This window comes from Pseudoalteromonas sp. SiA1 (assembly GCF_018732205.1).
GTDB classification, from domain to species: Bacteria; Pseudomonadota; Gammaproteobacteria; order Enterobacterales; family Alteromonadaceae; genus Pseudoalteromonas; species Pseudoalteromonas tetraodonis.
Map to the genome: position 1 here is coordinate 2,858,272 of NZ_CP076084.1, position 21,714 is coordinate 2,879,985.

Sequence of the window (21,714 nt, forward strand, 5' to 3'; positions counted from 1 at the left end):
TCTAATGTTTTATATTTAGCTTATGGCGCTAGTTGTTGGTTAAGAGCCGATAAACGCTCTGGTGTGCCTATATCGTCCCATTGGCCAATATAGAGTTCAGTGGAGACTAAATGTTCATTTAATTTTTCACGTAGCAAAGGGCCTAATGGCCGAATGCCTGGGGCTAGCCCCTCAAAAAAGTCAGCTTGATAGCGCCCTATCCCTGAAAAGGTATACCGCTGGCTACTTGTCGGTAAGTGGCTCAGTGTAAAATCGCCATCAGGATTATGCGCAGGGTTTTCAACCAATACAATGTGCGCCTCTTTAGGCTGTAAATGTAGCTGCATTAATGCACTGACATCATAGTCGCTGTAAACATCGCCATTGATCACAATAAATGACTCCCCTAATAAGGGAAGTACTTGAATAATACCGCCTGCGGTTTCAAGCCCGCCCGTCACTTCTTGGCTATAGGTTATAGTCACGCCCCACGCGCGCCCATCAGCAAAATAGGTTTTTATTTTATCTCCTTGCCACGCAAGGTTAATTATTATTTGAGTAATACCTGCAGCCTTTAGGCGCATAATATGATGCTCAATCAGTGGTTTTCCCGCTACACATAACATAGGCTTAGGTAACTCTGCGGTGAGCGGCATCATACGTTTACCGCGCCCAGCGGCTAATATCATCGCCTTCATGGTTGTTCCTCTTTTAACCGCTGTTGCACCTTTTGCACCACGCTAGTTTTTATCAAAGCCGATAAGTCGCTAAGCTCAGGGTATTGTGCCGCCACCTCTATTACGTATTCAAGTGTAGGGAGTATGTTTGCTAAGTAACCTTGTTTACCATCACGCAAATATAAACGACAAAAAATACCCGCCGCTTTTAAATGGCGTTGTAAACCCGTTAAATCAAACCAATATTTAAATTCTGCAAATGACTCGTTAGTTATTAAACCTTGGCGTTTAAATTCGTCGTAACCAAACTCAAGTAAATGATTCAGCTCGTCTTTAGGCAATTTAAAGTAGCAGTCTCTTAAAAGTGAGACTAAGTCGTAACATAATGGGCCTTGTACCGCGTCTTGATAATCAATAATCGCCCATTGCTGCTCGCAGCGCATAATATTACGACTGTGATAATCCCGGTGCATTGTGACTGTGGGTTGCTCAAGCAGTGTATTTATTAGCAGCGCTGTGCTTGTTTGCCAAGTCTGTTGCTGCTCAGCGCTGAGCTCTGCGCTAATAAAATCATTAACCAGCCAATTTTTAAAAATATCCAGTTCAAGTGCAATAAAGTCACGGTCATACGGATTCATTGACGGCGCGGCTGGAGTTTTTGCCCACTTGGCACTTAAACTGATCAGTTGCTGGTAATACTCGCTGCGATTGGCATCATCAAGCAAGTCAGCTAAATGGGTGCTACCTAAATCACTTAGAATAAAAAAACCTTGCTGCTCGTCACTATGAATAATGGATGGTAATAAAAACCCCTGCTCAGAAAACACCTTGTTTAATGCAATATAAGGGACGTTGTTAACTTTTTTTGGATCGGAGTCCATCACAATAAAGTTTTTATTTTCAGCGTTTAACCTATAATAACGGCGAAAACTGGCATCTGCGGTTATTGCATTAAGCGCATAGGATCGCTCACTAAAGTGAGTATTAATAAACTGTTGTAAACTCTCAAAGCGTGTCATTTTATAAGCTATCTATTTTTCACTAATTACTTTGCCATTGTTTTCCTTTATTATGTATAGCTTGTAACTAATCACAGAGCATAAAGGTCGATAAATGAGCAAAACCTGGGGCATTTTGATGCTAAGCGTACTGAGCGCACCATCGCTTGCCGAAACTGAACTGACACACAATTTTTGTGGCACTTCAATGCAAACCAGAGCTTGGCAACCGCTTGCTGGCCTTGAGCTTGGAACGGTTGATATCAGCGCTGATGACGTTGAGCTTTTAGGCACACAAAGCGCTGAATTTACTGGCAATGTTGATATTAACACCGTTAATATGAGTTTGTCCGCACAATCAGCACTGATTGATAAACAACGTGGCCTGCTTAATGCCACTGGCCCAATTACCTATCGCGATTATGTAAGCCACGTACAAAGTTCGGGCTTAAATGCCGATTTAAATAACTCAGCATTTAGTTTATTAGGCGCACAATACAGCCTAACACAACAACAAGGTAAAGGCAGCGCGGAAAAGCTCACCATCGATAAGTCTGGCTTAATGCTGATGAATGCAAGCTTTACTGCGTGCCCAGGTAATACGCCTGTGTGGGCTATTGAAGCCGATGAAATAAACTTATCACGTGAAGAAGGCTGGGGTGAAACCTACAATGCCGTGCTACGTATTTTAGATACGCCGGTACTCTATTTACCTTATTTTACTTTCCCACTCGATGAGCGCCGTAAGTCAGGCTTATTAACGCCCAGCTTTTCAAGTTCAGATCGCTATGGGTTAGAAACGATTACGCCTTATTATTGGAACATTGCCCCTAATTATGATGCCACTATTACCCCGCGTTATATGTCACGTAAAGGGCTACAGTTACAAACTGAATTTAGATATTTAACCCCAGAGCACCAAGGTTTAGTGGCTGTAGAATATTTAAATAAAGATGACTCAGAGCCTGAACTTAACGAGCGCTTTTTGTTTCATTGGCAACAAAAAAGTTATATTGGTGAAGACTGGCGAGCCAGTATTGATATTACCAATGTTAGTGATGACAACTACCTAACTGATTTAAACTCCGCTTATGCCAGTAAAACCGATACGCAGCTTTATCGTACCGGCTCGCTAACCCATATGGGCGAAATGTGGCGTACTGATATAAAAGTGCAAAACTTTGAAGTACTCGGTGACCACTTAGAGTCATATACAGCCTTACCACAGATTAGCTTTACCCAAACCACCCCGTGGAAAGTTGATTATTTCGACTTTAGTGTTTCAGGCGAGCTGAGCCATTTTACTAACAGCTCAGCGGTAATTGACCAAGCCACTCGCGTGCACATAGAACCTAAAGCACGCTTTGATTACAAAGAATATGCCTGGTCATTTTTATCTGAAGTAAGCTTGCTTCAAACTAACTATAAACAAGACGGTGATTTACAGGGTACACAGTATAGCGATAATGTTTCGCGTACTTTGCCTAAAGTGCGCTTATATTCTCAGCTTAACTTTGAGCGCGACACCTCAATTTTTATTGACGATGGTATTCAAACTCTAGAGCCACAAATTCAGTATTTATATACGCCTAATAAAGATCAGTCTGACATTGGCTTATACGATACCACCAAGTTACAAGATGACTTTTTTGGTTTATTCAGGGATGCGCGTTTTTCAAGTGTTGACCGAATTGCCGCAGCTAATCAATTTACGCTCGGGGCTACAACGCGTTTATTTGATAAGAAAAATGAAGAAGTATTTAACTTCAGCGCAGGCCAAATATTTTATTTAAGTGATTCAGCCAAGCCTACAGAGCAAGGGCTTAATAGCGATAGTAACTACAATGCCTTGTTTGCAGCGCAAACCATGTTACATTGGCACCGCCGCTGGTATTTATCGGGTGGTATTCAGTACGACACGGATGGCAAGCAAATTATCCAGTCAAATTTAACCTTAGACTACAAAGGTGACGATAATCAGCTGGTTCAATTGAACCATCGCTATGCAAATGATGTCTCAGGAAATACAATCGAGCAAGCGGGCTTATTTACAAGCATCCCTATCAGTGACGAGTGGCAATTTATTGCAAGTTACCATCGCGATCTTGATAATAACCGCAGTATTGAAGTATTTAGTGGATTACAGTATGAATCGTGCTGTTGGGCGTTCCAAATTACTGGCCATCGCCAAATTGAAACTGATTTAAATCAGTCAATTGGGCAACCCCAAGCCACTTTTGATTCGAGTATTCGTTTGAATTTTGTATTAAAAGGGCTTGGTAGTAAAAGCCGTTACGATGCTCAAAAATTATTACAACAAGGTATTTTTGGTTATCGTAGGCCGTATTTTCTTAATGACTAAACTGCTTTATTTATAGTAAAAATTTACAAATAACTATATCAATTTAGCCGTATTTAGCATTACAACAGTACTATTAGTAAGAGTAGTAAAAAGAATATGAATTTAAAAAAATTATTAAAATCAGCAGTTTTAACGTTCAGCTTATGCCAAAGTGCATTTGCCGCCCCTGTCGAAATAGATAAAGTAATTGGTATTGTAAACCAAGGCGTTATTTTAAAAAGTGAAGTAGACACCATTGTTGATCGCGTAAAAAAACAAGCAGAAGAACAAAACCAACAGCTGCCAAAAGACGAAACACTGCGTGTTCAGGCGATTGAGCGTTTAGTAAATCAAACCTTGATGATGCAGATGGCTGAGCGCATGGGCTTAGAAATTTCAGATAGCCAGCTTGACCAAACCCTTGCCAACATGGCCAAAGAGCAAGGCGGTACAATTGCTGATTTGCGTCGTACTATTGAAGCGTCGGGTGAGAGCTTTCAAGCTTACCGCGAAGAAATTCGTAAAGAGATAACCACGCAACAAGTTACGCGTGCAAACGTAGACCGCCGTATATATGTAAGCGACCAAGAAATTGATAACTTACTAAAAATTATGGATAGCCAAGGCCAAAATGCCGAAGAATATGATATTGGTCATATCCTTATCGATATTCCAAGTGGTGCAAGTGCAGACGACGTAAGCTCAGCAAAAACACGCGCAGACAAAGTTATTGAACTGCTGCAAGATGGCCAAGAATTTAAGCGTATTGCCATTTCATCATCAAGTGGCTCAAAGGCCCTTGAGGGCGGCCAATTAGGCTGGATGGGTATTAACGAAATGCCATCGTTATTTGCAGAAGCTGTAAAAGGTAAAAAGAAAGATGCGATTATTGGTCCACTTCGTTCCGGTGCGGGTTTCCACATCATTAAAGTACAAGACGTACGTGGCCGCCAAGTAGTTGAAACCACCGAAGTCAAATCTCGTCATATTCTTATAAAGCCTTCAATCATTTTAAGTGAAGAAAAAGCACGCACAATGCTAGCAGGCTTTGTTAAAGATTTACGCGCCGGCAATGCTGACTTTGCAGAACTTGCTAAAGAGTACTCACAAGACCCCGGTTCAGCACTTAAAGGTGGTCAATACGATTGGACTGATCCAACCACCTACGTGCCTGCGTTTAGAGATACGTTACTATCACTTGATAAAAACGAAATCAGCGAACCATTTAGAAGTCAGTTTGGCTGGCACATTGTGCAGTTACTAGATAAACGTGTTGCAGATAAGACCGAGCAAGCAAAACGTAATCGTGCACATGGCATGTTGTTTAATCGTAAATTTAAAGAGGAAAGCTTTAACTGGCAGCAAGAAATGCGCGAACAAGCCCATGTTGAAATTTTCCCAATAGACGAATAATTATGACTTTAAGAATTGCGGTAACCCCCGGAGAGCCTGCAGGCATTGGCCCAGACTTGCTATTAAAACTGGCACAGCATAGCTGGGATGCGCAACTAGTAGCGATTGCAGATGCATCGCTACTAAAACAGCGCGCTAAGCATTTAGGTTTAAACATTAAATTAATTGAATTTGATGAACAAGCCAAAGCAATGCCAACAGCAGCAGGCAGCTTATATATTAAGCAGATTGATTTAGCAGAGCCCGTTGAGCTTGGCGTGCTTAATGACGCTAATGGGCAATACGTTTTAGATACATTACGTATTGCCAGCGAGAAGAATATGGATGGCACATTTGATGCCGTTGTTACGGGGCCTGTTCACAAGGGTATTATTAACCAAGCCGGCATTTCTTTTAGTGGCCATACTGAGTACTTTGCTCAGCAATCAGGTACTGCTGATGTGGTTATGTTATTAGCCACCGAAGGTCTGCGTGTTGCCCTAGTAACAACACATATTCCGCTTGCTTATGTTTCTCGTGCCATTACGCAAGAGCGACTAGTTAAAGTGGCTAATATTCTTAATCATGACTTGAAAACGAAATTTGGTATTGAGCAACCGCGTATTTTAGTCTGTGGCTTAAACCCGCACGCTGGTGAAGATGGCCATTTAGGCCGCGAAGAAATCGACACGATAACGCCTACACTTGACATACTAAGAGCTGAAGGGATGAACTTAATCGGTCCTTTACCAGCAGATACATTATTTCAAGATAAATACCTAAATGAAGCCGATGCAGTACTGGCTATGTATCACGATCAGGGATTACCTGTGCTAAAATACAAAGGATTTGGTAAGTCAGTGAATATAACTCTTGGCCTTCCATTTATCCGCACTTCAGTCGACCACGGTACTGCGCTTGATTTAGCCGGTACAGGCGATGCTGATGTTGGCAGTTTTGAATTAGCGATCCGCGAAGCAATTAAGCTCGCCCATGAAAAAGCACAGAATCAATGACCGATAAAGTACATTTAGGACACCGCGCCCGTAAACGTTTTGGCCAAAACTTTTTATTCGATGAGTCAATCATCGATAAAATCGTCACCGCTATTGATCCCAAGCCGCAAGATAATTTAGTCGAAATTGGCCCTGGCCTTGGCGCTATTACTGAGCCTGTAGCCGATTTAAGTGGCCATTTAACGGTTGTTGAGCTAGATAAAGATTTAGCCCAACGTTTAATTGAACACCCTTTTTTAGGGCCTAAATTAACCGTAAACCAAGGCGATGCAATGAAGTTTGATTTTGCTAGCCTAGTTAAAGACGACAAAAAGCTAAAAGTATTTGGTAACCTACCGTACAACATTTCTACTCCTTTGTTGTTTCATCTTTTTGAATTTGCCGATCATATTGAGCACATGCACTTTATGCTGCAAAAAGAAGTGGTAAAACGCATGGTTGCAGGCCCAGGCAGCAAAACCTTTGGCCGCTTGAGTGTAATGACTCAATACTACTGTAATGCGATGCCTGTAGTAGAAGTACCACCAGAGTGCTTTAAACCTGCACCTAAAGTAGATTCTGCGGTTATTCGCTTAATCCCCAAAAAGGCAGAGCAGCGCACAGCTAAGAGCGTTAAAATATTAAATACAGTCTGTTTAGAAGCGTTTAATCAACGTCGTAAAACACTACGCAACAGCCTAGGCAACCTTTTAACCGCTGAAGAGTTAACCAGCATTGGCATTGATATCACCTTGCGTGCTGAGAGCCTGTCGTTACAACAATTTATTGATATAGCTAACTGGATTTATGACAACAAGCAGTAATATAGGATCACCTGTAAAGGTATCTGTAGAAACATTTTATGTAGAAGAGCAATCGCAACCTGAACTTGATAAGTTTGTGTTCGCCTACTCCGTTACTATAAAAAACCACAGTTTATGCAGTGCAAAGTTACTTAGCCGTTATTGGCTAATTACTGATGCCAATGGCAAAGAAGTAGAAGTGCAAGGCGAAGGTGTGGTCGGTGAAACCCCAGATATAGCCCCAGGTGAAAGCTACAAATATACCAGTGGTGCAATAATAGATACACCAGTAGGCACCATGCAGGGACATTACACTTTACGTAACGAGTTTGGTGCTGAATTTAAAGCACCCATAAACGTATTCCGCTTAGCCTGTCCTAATATCTTACACTGACAAAAACAGGTAACAATGGCCGACTACGCGATAGGTGATTTACAAGGCTGCTTTGACGAATTTAGTTTATTGTTAAAGCAAGTCGACTTTAACCCTAGCAAAGATCACTTATATTTAGTGGGTGATATTGTCGCTCGCGGCCCAGACTCTAAAGCGTGCCTTGATTATATTTATCAACATCAAGACAGCGTTAGCGTCACATTAGGCAATCATGACTTACACATGATTGCCTGTTATTTAAATAACGTTACACCTAACCCCAAAGACAAACTCACTGCACTGCTTAACAGTAGTAAACTGCCCCACTACATCGCGTTTTTACAAACTCAGCCTTTAGCGCTTTATTTAGAACAATATAATTGTTTTATCTCTCATGCAGGCCTTAACCCTGATTGGTCGTGCGAGCAAGCCATTAAGCACGCTCAATTTTCGCAGCAATGTTACAGTCAAAACAATGCCGAGTTCTATTTTAAAAACATGTATCAGCCTCACCCGCTAAAATGGACGGAGCAACTTGATGATGCTGCTAAATTTCGTTACATCGTTAATTATTTCACTCGCATGCGCTTTATTACGCCTGATAATTTGCTCGATTTTAATGCAAAAGAAGCAACAACAAATTCATCATCACTAATTCCTTGGTTTTCTCATCCTGCCATTATGAACGCTCAACATGACCTAATTTTTGGACACTGGGCAGCACTTGAAGGCAAAACGCCCTACAACCACCTCTATGCTCTAGACACGGGTTGCGTATGGGGTGGCTCAATGACACTAATAGAACTGCAAAGTAAGCAAAAATTTTCAGAAAAATCACAACTTTTGTCTAAATAAACTGAAAAAAGTTAATACATCTGTTAAGTTTAAGAGTGGATGTTAAATTGTATAATTACAAAACATTCACAATAATGTGTAAAAAATAGCAATGCTCTTATAATTGAGTTAAACATAGACAGTAAACGAGTGTTATTGCCTACATTATTTTTTATCTTTAATAAAAGACTTAGTTTGTAATTAAGTTTTGCGGTAAATTTAGCAACTAACTATTAACAGTAAAAATTAATTATTTTTAATTACTTAACTTATTGTTGAAAGCGCCGATAAGTTTTAATAGACGTATTTTTGAATGGAAAACCATATGAATCTAACAGTGAGTCAACGTATTTGGGGTGGTTTTATATTTATCACTTTATTACTTTTAATTATTGGCGGTAACTCTTTAATAAAAATAGCAAATATAGATCGTTCAACTCAAAAAGTTAATCAGCTATCGCTTCCTGCATTAAACAAGAGCGCTCAGTTACAAGCAGAATTTATTTTGATGAGTAAAGCCGCTCAAGCTAGTTTCCATATAACATCGGCTCAAGAACTCGCCACGTTAAAAGCGCAAATAGAAGAGCAAAAACAAATATTTAATAAATTGCACCGCGAACTACAACAAGTTGTTAAAGACGATCCACAGTTAAACAAAAGCAGCCTTGAAGTTGAAAAAACCTACCAGAGCTTTTCAAATATCATAAACAGCCTGCTTAAAGATAAAAACACCCAGCTAGTGCTTAACAAAAAGCTCAAAGCTCAATTAGAAACCGTTGAGCTTGCGGCAGAAGATGCAAACTCTATGGTGCTTGATATTATTGATATTGATGGTTTAGAGGATAATCATCCACGCGCTTATCAAGCAGCTAATAATCTAGAAAATAACTTTATGTCCGTGGTTACCAGCAGCACCGACATGCTAACCGTTAAAACGCTTAACACGCTCGATATTATCAAAAATGAGCAAGTGTATTACTTTGAAGAAGTCGTTCGTACCGTTTCATTAATAAAGCCGGCGATAGAGCAAAGTCACAGCAGCTTGTTTAATGACTTAAAGGGTTATGTAGATACCCTAGAGAGCAATATTTTAGGTAACGATAGCCTTTCAGCTAATAAAAAACGCCTTATTGACGCAATAAGCACAACCGAGCGTGAATTAGCAGAGTCTGAAAAAGCGACTAAAACAGCGCTTAGCCAAATTGACGAATTAGTATTACAAGCCAGTGGCGTTGCATTTACATTACAAGAAGGCGTACGTAGTGACGTAAACTCAGCTAATTTATGGACATGGATAGGTATGATCATTGCGACTATTATCGCTGTGCTTGTAGCCATCATTACGGTTAACCGTATTACTAAGCCATTAGCGGAAGTAAATCGTATTCTAGATATTGTTGCCAGTGGTGATATGACTCAACGCTTAGATGACAGCGCAAAAGATGAATTTGGTGAGTTATCGAAAAGTTGTAATACCTTAATTGATAGCTTACGTAGCTTAATCACCGGTATTATTTCACGTTCAACACAACTTGCAGCCGCTTCTGAGCAAACCTCAACAATTACCGGTGAATCAAGCAAAGCAATCAGTAATCAGCAAGCGCAAGTAGAGCAAGCAGCAACCGCAACCACTGAAATGAGCAGCACATCACAAACAGTGAGTAATAGTGCGCAACAAGCACTGAGCGAAATTAAAAATGCCGATAAAGAAGCGGAGCGCGTTAAAGGTATTTCAAATCAAAATAAAGCAACCATTGAGCAACTCGCCTACGAAGTAGACGAAGCATCAAGTGTTATCAATAAACTACACAAAGATAGCGCATCAATTGGTAGTATTTTAGATGTTATTCGCGGTATTGCCGAGCAAACTAACTTACTCGCACTTAATGCAGCGATTGAAGCCGCTCGTGCCGGAGAGTACGGCAGAGGCTTTGCTGTGGTAGCTGATGAAGTAAGATCGCTTGCGAGTAAAACACAAGAGTCGACCCAAGAAATTCAATCTATGATTGAATCACTACAGTCGGGCGCTGAAGAAGCGGTTAAAGCTATGGAAAAAGGTAAAGAACGCGCGGTTTCGTGTGTTGAGCAAAGTGACTTAGCCAACAGTGCACTGGACTCAATTACCCTTGCAGTATCACAAGCGCATAATGTCAGTGAAGAGATATCAACAGCAGCACAAGAGCAACAACAAGTATCACAAGAGATCAGTGAGCGCTTAGAGTCTATTGTTGCTATTGCCGAGCAAACAGCAGAAGGCGCTGTACAAACGAATATTTCAAGTTCAGAAGTGGCTAAATTAGCCGAAGAACTAAGAATATCAGTAGAGAACTTTAAAGTATAAATATCGCGCTGTAAGTAGCCTTAGAGCTACTTACAGCTCATACCCTAGTAAGTCAGCGTAAAGCCCCCTTATTCCTCTTCAGGCATACTTAAACAGCTCATCCGCACTCTAAATCAACAACACCAAACGACTTAGCCCGTAAAGTCATTTAATGCTCATACTCTTTATGTTTTTTTAGTTATAAACAACTGATGCAATTATCTACGGAATAATTCGTGGTGCTTAACAAAAGCCAATTAGCGATTTAATTCAATGGGTATCATTACGGTGATATGGTTTCGGTGGATGATAGAGCAGATTTTAAAAACAAAAAACCCAGCATAAGCTGGGTTTTTACATTTCTGAAAGAAAACTAAATTACTTGATTTTAGCTTCTTTGAAAATCACATGTTTACGAGCCTTAGGATCGAATTTTTTGATTTCCATTTTTTCAGGCATGTTACGCTTGTTCTTGTCGGTAGTGTAGAAAAAACCAGTACCAGCAGTTGAAACTAAACGGATCTTATCGCGCATAATTCAGTTCCTTAAACTTTTTCGCCACGAGCACGGATTTCAGTAAGAACCGTGTCAATGCCTTTTTTATCGATAATACGCATACCTTTAGTAGTAGTGCGTAATGTTACAAAACGTTTTTCACTTTCAACCCAAAAACGGTGTGTTTGTAGGTTAGGTAGGAAACGACGTTTAGTCGCGTTTCTCGCGTGTGAACGGTGGTTACCAACCGCTGGACGCTTACCTGTAACTTGACATACTTTAGACATGTCTATATATCTCCAATAACTTCGCTCGAGCTTAATTTTCCCTAAGGCCATGTATTTGTGCCCTAGAGATAAATCGAAGGGCGCTCTTTATACAGCTTTTACAGGCAAAGATCAAATACTGATCTTATCCAACCAGCTCATGTGTAAATTTGATAGCGGCTAATTATAAAGATCGAATGCCCTTAGGGAAAGTAAAAACTGCATTTAAATTAAACTAATTTGCCAAAACGCACTAAACCGCTCATTTTTAGCACATATCTGAAGCGATAAACTCAAATCAGTCCCCGTTCGGCAAACGAAACACTGCTTTCACCACCAATAATAATATGATCCAACACATTTATGTCGACTAATTGCAGTGCTTGGCACAACTTATTGGTAATGAGCTTATCGGCCTGACTCGGTTCTGCAATACCACTGGGGTGATTATGTGAAAAAATAACCGCCGCCGCATTATTTTTCAGTGCCGCCTTTACCACTTCACGCGGATATACACTGGCCGCATTAATTGTGCCGTAAAATAATATTTCATCTTTTAATAAACGATTTTGACTATCAAGGTACAACACCATAAATACCTCTTGCTGCAATCCACGCATTTGCAGCGTTAAATAGTCATAAACGGCTTGTGGGGAGTTAAAAACGGCGTCGCGCACAAAGCCCTCTTGCATGTATCGCTGGCTTAGTTCAAGTACTGCTTGTAGCTGAACATATTTAGCCATTCCCAAGCCTTTTTGCGCACAAAATTCATCCATACTGGCATTAAACAAATTATGCAGGGTTTTATTTTCGTTGATCAGATGCTGCGCCAACTCTATGGCATTCATGCCGGGTAGGCCCGTGCGCAAAAATATGGCTAATAGTTCAGCATCAGAGAGTGCCTTTGCGCCCTTTTCTAGCAGTTTTTCTCGCGGGCGGAGCGAATTAGGCAGTGACGTTAATTGCATGATTCATCCTTGAAAGATTACTGTACTGTATAACTGTAATGCAAAATCAAAAATTAGCGCGATAAAACGCATTTTATCTTAGCTGTCACGCTCAAGATTTGTTATTTTAGCCACCATATTTTATAAAATTGATGAACAACCATGATTAATTTAACAAATAAAAAAATAGTGCTGGGTATTAGCGGTGGAATTGCAGCGTATAAATGTGCTGAACTCGTAAGACGCTTAAAAGACCATGGTTGTGACGTTAAAGTAGTAATGACCGAATCAGCAAAACATTTTATCACCCCGCTAACCATGCAAGCTGTGAGTGGTGAAATGGTGTCTGACTCATTACTAGACCCATCAGCCGAAGCCGCTATGGGGCACATTGAATTTGCAAAATGGGCTGATTTAATTTTAGTTGCCCCTGCCACTAGCAATATTATTGCTAAAATGGCCGCAGGGATTGCTGACGACTTGCTCACGACTTTATTACTTGCAACCCCCGCAAAAGTTGCCATAGCACCAGCTATGAATCAGCAAATGTATGCTCACCCTGCAACGCAAGCTAATTTAGCCACTTTAAAAGCACGTAACGTTGCTATATGGGGGCCAGGCAAAGGCGAGCAAGCCTGTGGCGATGTAGGTGCTGGGCGAATGCTTGAACCGCATGAATTAGTGAGCTTATGCACTGAACCTGCGCAACCACAACTCTTAGCAGGTAAAACCATTACTATTACCGCAGGCCCAACCCGTGAACCTCTCGATCCTGTTCGTTTTATATCAAATCACAGCTCTGGAAAAATGGGCTATGCACTGGCGCAAGCTGCGTTATTATTTGGCGCACACGTGAACTTAATTTCAGGCCCAGTAACTATTACAGCACCGCAAGGCGTTAATTTAATTAATATAGAAAGTGCTGAACAGTTACTGCATGAGTCACTCAAATATGCGCCTCACTCAGATGCCTTTATTGGTTGTGCCGCTGTGGCCGATTATCGTGCAGCAAGTATCGCTACGCAAAAAATGAAAAAACAAGGCGATGAACTCACTCTTAGCTTAGTTAAAAACCCAGATGTAATAGCCGCGGTTGCAAACCTCACACAAAAACGCCCTTACACCGTCGGCTTCGCCGCAGAAACGCAGAACGTTGCTAATTACGCAAAGGGGAAACTAACCAATAAAAACCTCGATATGATTTGTGCCAACGATGTATCGCACAGTGATGTAGGCTTTAATTCTGAGCGCAACGCACTCACCCTGTATTGGCAAAATGAACAACTCGACTTACCTGAAACCAGTAAAATAGAAATAGCGGTTAAAGTGATCGAGCAGCTCGCCAAACGATTATAAAAAGGCTGGAAACAAACTGAATAAAACATTAACATGATGACGCCTTGTGACCTTTTAGTGTAATTTTACTGCGCTAAAATAGCTTAACGCTTGCGCATTACTAATGTATCGCTGTAATACGTGCAAAAACACCCCATTGAGTATTGCGCGCTGTAACACTTGGCACAAAGCTATGTTATCGCACATTTATGTTGAAAAAAATAACTATTAAAAAGGAATGTTCATGCCTGCGACAAAAAAAAGTAATCGCAAAGAGCAAATACTGCAAGCACTCGCACAAATGTTAGAAACCAGCCCAGGCCAGCGTATTACAACAGCCAAACTTGCCGCAGAAGTTGGCGTATCTGAAGCCGCTCTTTATCGCCACTTTCCTAGTAAAGCACGCATGTTTGAAGGGTTAATTGAATTTATTGAAGACACGCTGCTATCACGTATTAATCTTATTTTAGATAACGAGAAAGAAAGTAAAGCACGTGTATACAACACCCTATTACTGCTGCTAACGTTTGCTGAAAAAAACCCAGGCATAACCCGTATATTAACAGGCGATGCTCTACAGGGTGAACAAGAGCGACTTCGTGAGCGTGTACAAGGCTTGTTTGAAAAGCTAGAAACCCAATTCAAACAGATTCTTAGAGAGCGTAAATTACGTGAAGGTAAAAACTTTCAAAGTGATGAACTGACGCTAGCTAACTTTTTGCTTGCCTACGTTGAGGGTAAAATGAACCAATTTGTGCGCAGTAATTTTAGTGCACGACCTAGCGAGCAATTTGAAAAACAATGGCCAGAATTACAAAAAATTTGGTTATAAGGTTCGAAGTAATACCTTGTTAGTGATGCTAACAAGGTATTAAATTAACCACTTCCACTCTTATTTTTAAAGATGCCAAACACCTCGCATCCGGTGGACCGAAAATCTAACCTTTTACCTTTTACCTTTTACCTTTTACCTTTTACCATTCATTTTTAACCTCTCATCTCTGCCCTGCTACCACTTGTCGTATCTACTCGAATTGTTATTAAAACTCGTTACAATAAAATAATGTTAAAAAACGAGAATCTATAATGAAAACACAACTCACTCTTATAGGCTGTGCACTTATTACCAGCTTAACAAGCGCCAGTGCTTTAGCTAATAAGCCACTAGAATTTAAAGATGTATTTGATTTTAAATCTGCAAAAGGCACGCAGCTTTCTGAAAATGGTCAAATCCTTTCTTTAAGTGCAACCCCTTATCGCGGGAATGCTACAGGGAAAGTCTACTCACTCAATAGCAATAAGCTTATTGCTGAAGTGGAACGAGGAACCCGTCCTACCATTAGCAAAATGGCAAACTGGGTCGCATTTACGCAGGTGCCTACTCTGCTTGAAAAAGAAACCACTAAGAAAAAAAGTGACTTAAAAAATAACTTAGTATTAGTGAACACCCAAACCGGTGAGCAGCAAAGCTTTAATAATGTAAAAGATTACGTGCTAGCTAATAACGGCCAGTGGCTGGCCTATCGCAAAAATGAAAACGCTGAAGAAGACGATAAAAAGCTCGACAGCGACAGCGCTATCACTGCCGACAAAAAAGATAAAAGCTATCCGCTGGTTATCATCAACTTAAGTGACAAACGCACTCATACTCTTGAAAGTGCCTTTACCTATGGCATTAGTGCCACCAGCGATCAACTATTGGTGAGTCAAAGCTATGTTGATGGCGGCAATAATCAAATTACCTTATTTTCACTCGATAATTTTACCAGCACCGTATTAATTGATGAGCCTGGTGTGGTTGCTAGCAAAATAGCGTGGCACCCAATCGAAAAAACCGTTGCGTTTACCTTAGGCAACTATGTAAACGATGATAAGCGTCGTCGTCAGTACGAATTAACGCTGTGGCAAAACGAGACGCTTACAACTGTGCAGTCACCTAACCCAGAATGGTTAATGGGCAAAACCGCGACATTAACTTGGGCCGAAGATGGTACACGTTTATACTTTGAAAACCGCCCAAAACTCGCTGCAAAAGTTAAACAAAAAGAATACACAGATGAGTCATCACTGTATGACTTTGAAGTAATTCGCGACCATAAAGGGTTAAATGTATGGCACAACAATGACGCGCAAATTAAACCTCGCGAAGAGCAGCAATGGAATGAAAATAATAAAAACCGTCATTACACTGCGGTATACCATGTAAACTCACAGCAAGTCGTTCAGTTAAGCACGCCAAATATGCCTGAGCTGGCGCTTAATACTGAGCGTGCCACGTCATTGTTAGGCTACTCAAATTTAGCGCATCTTGAAAAAGTAATGTATGGCGGTTTTTTTGCTGACTACTTTGCTGTTGATATAAACACGGGTAAACAGACTCCTATCATTAACGACTATCCATTTAGACCGAGCCTTGCGCCCAATGGGCAGTTTGCTGCTTACTTTGATAATAACCAAGTACAGCTTAAAAACTTAGGTAATAATAAAGTGAGCGTACTCAGCAAGGCGATTAACGCCACGTTTGCCGATGACAAACACGACTATCCATCCAAGCAGCCTGGTTATGGTTTTGCAGGCTGGCTGAACGATAGCAGCGAAATACTGGTTTACAGCAAATACGATATTTGGTCATTTAACGTCAATACCAAGCAAGCTAAACGCTTAACTAATGGTAAAAAAAGTAACACGCAATACAGAGTGATCAAACTTGATAAAAACCAAGTAGCCTTTAACAACAATGATACGCTCCTGCTTTCTGCAATTAATTTACAAAGCAAGCAAAGTGAAGTGGCAAAACTTAATTTAGCAACTCTTGAAGTCACTAAATTACTTACAGGTAATAAGCGCTTTGATGTAATTAAAAAGGCCAAACATGCCGATAAATACTTATTTACTGAGCAAACCTATCAGCAATTTCCAGACATTTATCAAACAGACTCTAACTTTAAACAACCACAACGCGTAACTAACCTTAACCCTCAGATAAGCAACTTTGCTTGGGGACAAGCACCTGAACTCATTAGCTATAAAGGCTTTGATGGTGAAGATTTACAAGGGGTATTAATCAAGCCTGCCGGCTACAAAAAAGGCGATAAAGTGCCTGTTGTGGTGTACTTTTACCGCTACATGAGCCAGCGCATGTATGACTTTCCAAAAATGGAATTAAATCATCGCCCTAATTTCCCGATGTTTACATCAAATGGCTACGCCGTCTTTTTACCTGACATTCGCTTTGAAATAGGTCACCCTGGTAAATCCTCAACGCAAACCATGATCAACGCCACCCAAAAGCTGATTGATTTAGGCATTGCCGACCCAGATAAAATAGGTTTACAAGGCCACTCTTGGGCGGGTTATCAAAGTGCATTTATGATCACCCAAACTGATATGTTTAAAGCAGTGGTATCGGGCGCGCCAGTGTCTAACATGACCAGTGCTTACAGTGGCATTCGCTTAAAATCTGGACTTGCACGCCAATTTCAATACGAAACAGGGCAAAGCCGTATTGGTAAAAATTTATTTGAAGCACCTGAGCTTTATATTGAAAACTCACCGGTATTTTTTGCCGATAAAGTAAACACTCCTATCTTAATTATGTTTGGCGACAAAGATGATGCGGTGCCATGGCATGAAGGCGTGCAATATTACTTAGCGCTTCGCCGCGCAGGTAAAGATGCAACCTTTTTACAATACGAAGGTGAACCACACCACTTGAAAAAATTTCCTAATCAGGTCGATTTTTCAGTGCGTATGATGCAGTACTTTGATCATTATCTTAAAGGCAAACCGGCCGCTAAGTGGATGAAAGAAGGTGAAGCGTTTATCGAAGAGTAACCACTAGAAGTAAAAAAACCCCGATAGCACTGCATGATATCGGGGTTTTTAACTATGTAACTATCACCACTTTAAAGAGAGTGTCCAAAGTAATAATGTGCCCGTCAGATCTTTAGCTGAAGATCTACTCGCTATCACTGCAATGCAGAACTGTATTTTGCATACAAAAATAGCGCAAGCTAGATAACCCTTTATTTTATAGTTATTTACTCGGTACTTTTATATGAGCGGGTTATGAGTAATAATCAGTCAATAAAAAAGACACAGTCTAAGAGAAGTAGAGCATGCTAGATTTTTGGTACAAAGGGCTACCACAGTATCCAAAAGATCATAAAGACTTTTGGCGCACACGCTTAATTGCTCATTCATTATTAACGGCAACCTGCTACTTTTTAGTTTTAACCCTACTCAACCTGTTCTACTTTCACAGTTACGATATTGCCGCCATTGATGCATTAGGCTTAGTTATATCATTAGCTATTTATGGCTGGTTTAGTAAAACTGCAAATGTAAGTGCTGCGGCATGGGCAGTTACATTTATGGTCGTTAGTTTAATAATGACATTTGTTATCTCTGTCGGTGGCCTTGCTCACTCTTTATTTTGGGCAACACTTATTCCCCCTTTTGCGTTTTTTTTAGTGGGTAGAAATTGGGGAAGCATTTTTAGCGCCATTGCTTTTTGTATTTGTGCTTACCTAACTTATAAGCAACAACAGCTAACCGTCACTATAGGGCTGGGCTCTTTATTTAATATCATTGAGGTCAGCATTGCCCATATCTTAATTTTCAGATTTTATGAAAAAACACGTTTTTCTGCATATGCGCATTTAACAACCCGTAATATAGAGATTCAACATCTCGCTGAAACAGATAAACTCACAGGGCTTTATAATAGGCAAAAATTTGATTATGCATTGTCGCAAGTCATTACCAGCAGCAAAGAAACAAAAACCACAAACTGCTTATTTATTTGTGATATTGATCACTTTAAGAAAATAAACGACGCCTATGGTCATTTAGTCGGTGATAAAGTGTTAGCTGAGTTTGCTAAACTGATTAAAAGTAACATGCCCAACCATTCATTAATTGCGCGTTGGGGGGGAGAAGAGTTTACTATTATTTTACCAAACACCTCACTGACCAATGCATTAGCACAAGCAAACGCGTTAAAAGACTATATTTCAACACACCCTATTGCCAACATTCAGCTAACCATAAGCATAGGGGTAGCTACCATCAGTTCTGATGATTCAGTTATTAGCGTGTTAGAACGTGCCGATAGCGCACTATACGAAGCTAAAAATAATGGTCGTAATTCAGTTTATTTTAGCGACAATAAACTAACGATAGTCGCTTCAGCTAGCCTCTTATAACTAAGTAAGATAGCCAATTAATGTATCAACACACACCAAACTAATTATAAAGAACCAATAACAGCACAAAAAACCAGACTAAAAACCCATTAAAACTGACTTTTAAACTCAGTTCGCGTATTCTTAATTCCCTGATTTGAATAACCCTTGTAGCAAAATGAGCAACGCCACTCCCCCCTTCTCTATTTCAGCTAGCATGACTCACAGTATGGTAAATATTAGTGAAGCGTTAGGTAAGATCAGTGCCTTTTATTCTCCTGCAATGCTTGAGCACTATAAGCAACAAAAACTCACCTCTATACAAATGAAAAACTCTGAGTTTCAATCAATATCATCTGACCTATCAACCCCAGATAGCTTATTAGCCTTGCATCGAAGCTTAATCAAAGATCTGAGTGAAAAATCGGGCAGTTATAGGCAGCAAAGTTTAGCGTTAAAAAGTGGTTTGCAAATGGCACCACAAGCAATGCGAGTACCACAAATGGTAGAGGAGTTATTTGCTTGGTTTAAAACAACCGCGCATCATCCTTTAATCAGTAGTGCAGTATGCCATTATGAATTACAGTTTATTCAACCTTTTGCACAGGGTAATACTGAAATAGCGTGTACGTGGCAAACCCTGCAATTATCGCAGTGGCATTCGCTATTTTCACTAATAAATATTAACAATGTTATAGCGACAACTCGCCGACATTATTTTGAAAGCATTAACCTGAGTACCAAGTCCGGTGACTCATCCGTGTTTATTGAGTATATATTGGAAGCATTACTAGCGGCACTAAATTCATTAGAAAGTGATTTAAAATCAATAACAAAAACCAAAAACCCCCAACAACCCCCTCAAGTTAAACAGGCTATAAATGTAGACTTACAAGCCCCCCAAGCCATCGCTTTAATTAATGTATTTACCCAAAGCGAAAAGCCATTAAACCGACAAGAGCTACAAAATAAGCTTGGATTAAAAGACCGTAAACATTTTAGAGAGCGCTACTTAAAGCCAGCCATTGATGCTGGAATTATAGAAATGACTATTCCCGAAAAACCAAATAGCAAAATGCAGCAGTATAAACTTACCCAGACGAGTTAAAAACTTAAGTTATAAACAGAGCAGGAATAAACGCCACCTCAAAGATGAAGTGGCGTGTCAATACGCAGTTTGCAGCTAAATTTTATAATTGTTTAAAAACAATTACGCGTACTGCCCGGCGGCAAATCCACAGCTCCACGCATATTGGAAATTATAGCCTCCTAGCCAACCCGTTACATCGGTTACTTCGCCAATAAAGTATAAGCCTTTGGCTTTTTTAGCCTCAAATGTCTTTGAGCTCAACTCGTCGGTATCTACGCCGCCTAAAGTAACCTCTGCGGTTCTGTAACCCTCGGTACCATTTGGTTTAATTTGCCACGCATGAATATAATCAGCAAGCGCGTCTATTTGGCCATGCGTCAGTTGATTAATATTACAATCGGGAATGGCGTTACTGTCGTGGAGTATTTCTACAAAGCGCTTAGGTAGGATAATCGCAAGGCTATTTTTCAACGATTTTTGCGCTTGTGTTTCTCGCCAATCAGCAAGCTGTTGCTTTAAATCTATTTCAGGCAGTAAATTGATCGTTACCGCCTGACCTGCTCGCCAAAATGAGCTTATTTGCAATATAGCAGGCCCAGATAGACCACGATGAGTAAATAAAATATTCTCTTTAAATACGGTGCCATCTTCGCTTGCAACTTCACAAGGAATACTAATACCCGAAAGCCCTTCAAAACGGTCTTTATCGTGCTGATGTAAGGTAAAGGGAACTAAAGCAGCCATAGTCGGCAATATCTTTAAGCCAAATTGCTCTGCAATTTTATAGCCGATTGGCGTAGCACCCAGTTTAGGCATGGTTAACCCACCCGATGCAACCACAAGCGACTCACAAGTAAGTGTTTCTTGTTCAGTGGTCACACTATAGCCGGTAGCTGTTTTAGCGACATTTAACACTTCGCTGCGCAGTTTAATAGTAACGCCCGCCCACTCACACTCGGTTAGTAAAATATCAACAATGTCTTGTGCGCTATTGTCACAAAATAATTGCCCGAGTGTCTTATGGTGATATGCCAAACCATGTCGGTCTACAAGCTCTACAAAGTCGTGTTGCGTATAACGACTTAAGCACGATTTTACAAAATGGGGGTTTGCGCATAAATAGTTGCTAGGGCTTGCATTTTCATTGGTAAAATTACAACGCCCACCGCCACTAATTAAAATTTTACGTCCTGGCTTTTTACCCATATCAAGTACTGTGACGCTTCGGCCGCGATACCCTGCTTGTGCAGCACACATTAAACCAGCGGCTCCGGCACCAATCACTATCACATCAACGTGAGTCATTTAGTTATCTCTTAAAAACTTTTGTGAATTATAACAAAGTTTCAATAATAACCAGATAGCCAGAACGTGTTTATCTTGAGCGTAAACAGGGCGCGGTAGCTTTGCTCGATTTGTTACTTAGCCTACAAGGCTTGTTTTAACCCGCAAAGGTCAACCCCCCTTTTGTATTGTTTTTAATTTATCAATAAAAGTTAATTAATGATAAAAAACACCAAAAAAATCTAATACATTAGGATCGTCAATAGCAATAAAACAAATACAAAACAACTGAAAGCGCACTAAATACGCGGTTATAACTAAATGAAATAGGTACATACGTATTTAATATTTCAAAATAGTTAACAGATCATTTACCTTTGTACCCGCTTTGTGGATTTT

The 21,714-nt window shown here is 40.3% G+C and carries 18 protein-coding genes; 12 read left to right on the forward strand and 6 right to left on the reverse strand.

Annotation, left to right across the window (positions count from 1 at the left end; all coding sequences use genetic code 11):
• Positions 1-20 precede the first annotated feature (20 nt).
• The gene (murU, locus tag KK487_RS13275) at positions 21-677 is read right to left on the reverse strand and encodes an N-acetylmuramate alpha-1-phosphate uridylyltransferase MurU (protein WP_128583148.1); all 657 of its coding nucleotides are present in this window, start codon (positions 675-677) and stop codon (positions 21-23) included.
• Positions 674-1,675: an aminoglycoside phosphotransferase family protein gene (locus KK487_RS13280; protein ID WP_128583147.1), complete on the reverse strand. Its 1,002-nt coding sequence runs from the start codon at positions 1,673-1,675 to the stop codon at positions 674-676. Before KK487_RS13280 ends, murU begins: the two co-directional genes overlap by 4 nt.
• Before the next feature lie 94 nt (positions 1,676-1,769).
• Between KK487_RS13280 and lptD the strand changes: the two genes are divergently transcribed.
• The 7 genes from lptD to KK487_RS13315 all read left to right on the forward strand — a co-directional run bounded on the left by lptD (position 1,770) and on the right by KK487_RS13315 (position 10,733).
• Positions 1,770-4,016, forward strand: coding sequence for an LPS assembly protein LptD (gene lptD / locus KK487_RS13285; protein ID WP_215521840.1), 2,247 nt, complete (start codon positions 1,770-1,772; stop codon positions 4,014-4,016).
• A gap of 96 nt (positions 4,017-4,112) precedes the next feature.
• Positions 4,113-5,408 carry a peptidylprolyl isomerase SurA gene (gene surA, locus KK487_RS13290; protein WP_215521841.1) on the forward strand — a complete coding sequence of 432 codons (1,296 nt, stop codon included), beginning with the start codon at positions 4,113-4,115 and terminating at the stop codon, positions 5,406-5,408.
• Between the two features lie 2 nt (positions 5,409-5,410).
• Positions 5,411-6,403 (forward strand): 4-hydroxythreonine-4-phosphate dehydrogenase PdxA, encoded by a 993-nt coding sequence (gene pdxA, locus KK487_RS13295; protein ID WP_008113219.1) that lies wholly within the window; start codon positions 5,411-5,413, stop codon positions 6,401-6,403.
• Complete coding sequence (gene rsmA / locus KK487_RS13300; protein ID WP_010391631.1) at positions 6,400-7,206, forward strand: 16S rRNA (adenine(1518)-N(6)/adenine(1519)-N(6))-dimethyltransferase RsmA; 807 nt, start codon at positions 6,400-6,402, stop codon at positions 7,204-7,206. The genes pdxA and rsmA overlap by 4 nt, the downstream gene beginning before the upstream one ends.
• A complete protein-coding gene (gene apaG, locus KK487_RS13305; RefSeq protein WP_008113223.1) occupies positions 7,190-7,579 on the forward strand; it encodes a Co2+/Mg2+ efflux facilitator ApaG/CorD in 390 nt (129 codons plus the stop codon). Before rsmA ends, apaG begins: the two co-directional genes overlap by 17 nt.
• 15 nt (positions 7,580-7,594) lie before the next feature.
• Complete coding sequence (locus KK487_RS13310) at positions 7,595-8,413, forward strand: symmetrical bis(5'-nucleosyl)-tetraphosphatase (RefSeq protein ID WP_138764314.1); 819 nt, start codon at positions 7,595-7,597, stop codon at positions 8,411-8,413.
• A gap of 304 nt (positions 8,414-8,717) precedes the next feature.
• Complete coding sequence (locus KK487_RS13315; RefSeq protein WP_013465904.1) at positions 8,718-10,733, forward strand: methyl-accepting chemotaxis protein; 2,016 nt, start codon at positions 8,718-8,720, stop codon at positions 10,731-10,733.
• A 357-nt stretch (positions 10,734-11,090) separates the two neighbouring features.
• On the opposite strand, the gene rpmG is transcribed toward KK487_RS13315, so the two are convergent.
• The 3 genes from rpmG to radC all read right to left on the reverse strand — a co-directional run bounded on the left by rpmG (position 11,091) and on the right by radC (position 12,441).
• Positions 11,091-11,246: a 50S ribosomal protein L33 gene (rpmG, locus tag KK487_RS13320; protein ID WP_004587947.1), complete on the reverse strand. Its 156-nt coding sequence runs from the start codon at positions 11,244-11,246 to the stop codon at positions 11,091-11,093.
• An 11-nt stretch (positions 11,247-11,257) separates the two neighbouring features.
• Positions 11,258-11,494 (reverse strand): 50S ribosomal protein L28, encoded by a 237-nt coding sequence (rpmB, locus tag KK487_RS13325; protein ID WP_008464111.1) that lies wholly within the window; start codon positions 11,492-11,494, stop codon positions 11,258-11,260.
• Between the two features lie 272 nt (positions 11,495-11,766).
• Complete coding sequence (gene radC / locus KK487_RS13330; protein WP_013465906.1) at positions 11,767-12,441, reverse strand: RadC family protein; 675 nt, start codon at positions 12,439-12,441, stop codon at positions 11,767-11,769.
• 141 nt (positions 12,442-12,582) lie between these two features.
• Between radC and coaBC the strand changes: the two genes are divergently transcribed.
• The 5 genes from coaBC to KK487_RS13355 all read left to right on the forward strand — a co-directional run bounded on the left by coaBC (position 12,583) and on the right by KK487_RS13355 (position 20,049).
• The gene (gene coaBC, locus KK487_RS13335; RefSeq protein WP_138764313.1) at positions 12,583-13,776 is read left to right on the forward strand and encodes a bifunctional phosphopantothenoylcysteine decarboxylase/phosphopantothenate--cysteine ligase CoaBC; all 1,194 of its coding nucleotides are present in this window, start codon (positions 12,583-12,585) and stop codon (positions 13,774-13,776) included.
• 223 nt (positions 13,777-13,999) lie between these two features.
• Complete coding sequence (gene slmA, locus KK487_RS13340; RefSeq protein WP_008113236.1) at positions 14,000-14,587, forward strand: nucleoid occlusion factor SlmA; 588 nt, start codon at positions 14,000-14,002, stop codon at positions 14,585-14,587.
• Positions 14,588-14,841: 254 nt separating this feature from the next.
• Positions 14,842-17,589, forward strand: a complete 2,748-nt coding sequence (locus tag KK487_RS13345) for a S9 family peptidase (RefSeq protein WP_215521842.1) — start codon at positions 14,842-14,844, stop codon at positions 17,587-17,589.
• 284 nt (positions 17,590-17,873) lie between these two features.
• A complete protein-coding gene (locus KK487_RS13350) occupies positions 17,874-18,962 on the forward strand; it encodes a GGDEF domain-containing protein (RefSeq protein ID WP_058155263.1) in 1,089 nt (362 codons plus the stop codon).
• A gap of 157 nt (positions 18,963-19,119) precedes the next feature.
• Positions 19,120-20,049, forward strand: a complete 930-nt coding sequence (locus KK487_RS13355; RefSeq protein WP_083494665.1) for a Fic family protein — start codon at positions 19,120-19,122, stop codon at positions 20,047-20,049.
• 102 nt (positions 20,050-20,151) lie between these two features.
• On the opposite strand, the gene KK487_RS13360 is transcribed toward KK487_RS13355, so the two are convergent.
• Positions 20,152-21,336, reverse strand: coding sequence for a BaiN/RdsA family NAD(P)/FAD-dependent oxidoreductase (locus KK487_RS13360; RefSeq protein WP_215521843.1), 1,185 nt, complete (start codon positions 21,334-21,336; stop codon positions 20,152-20,154).
• Between the last annotated feature and the right edge of the window lie 378 nt (positions 21,337-21,714).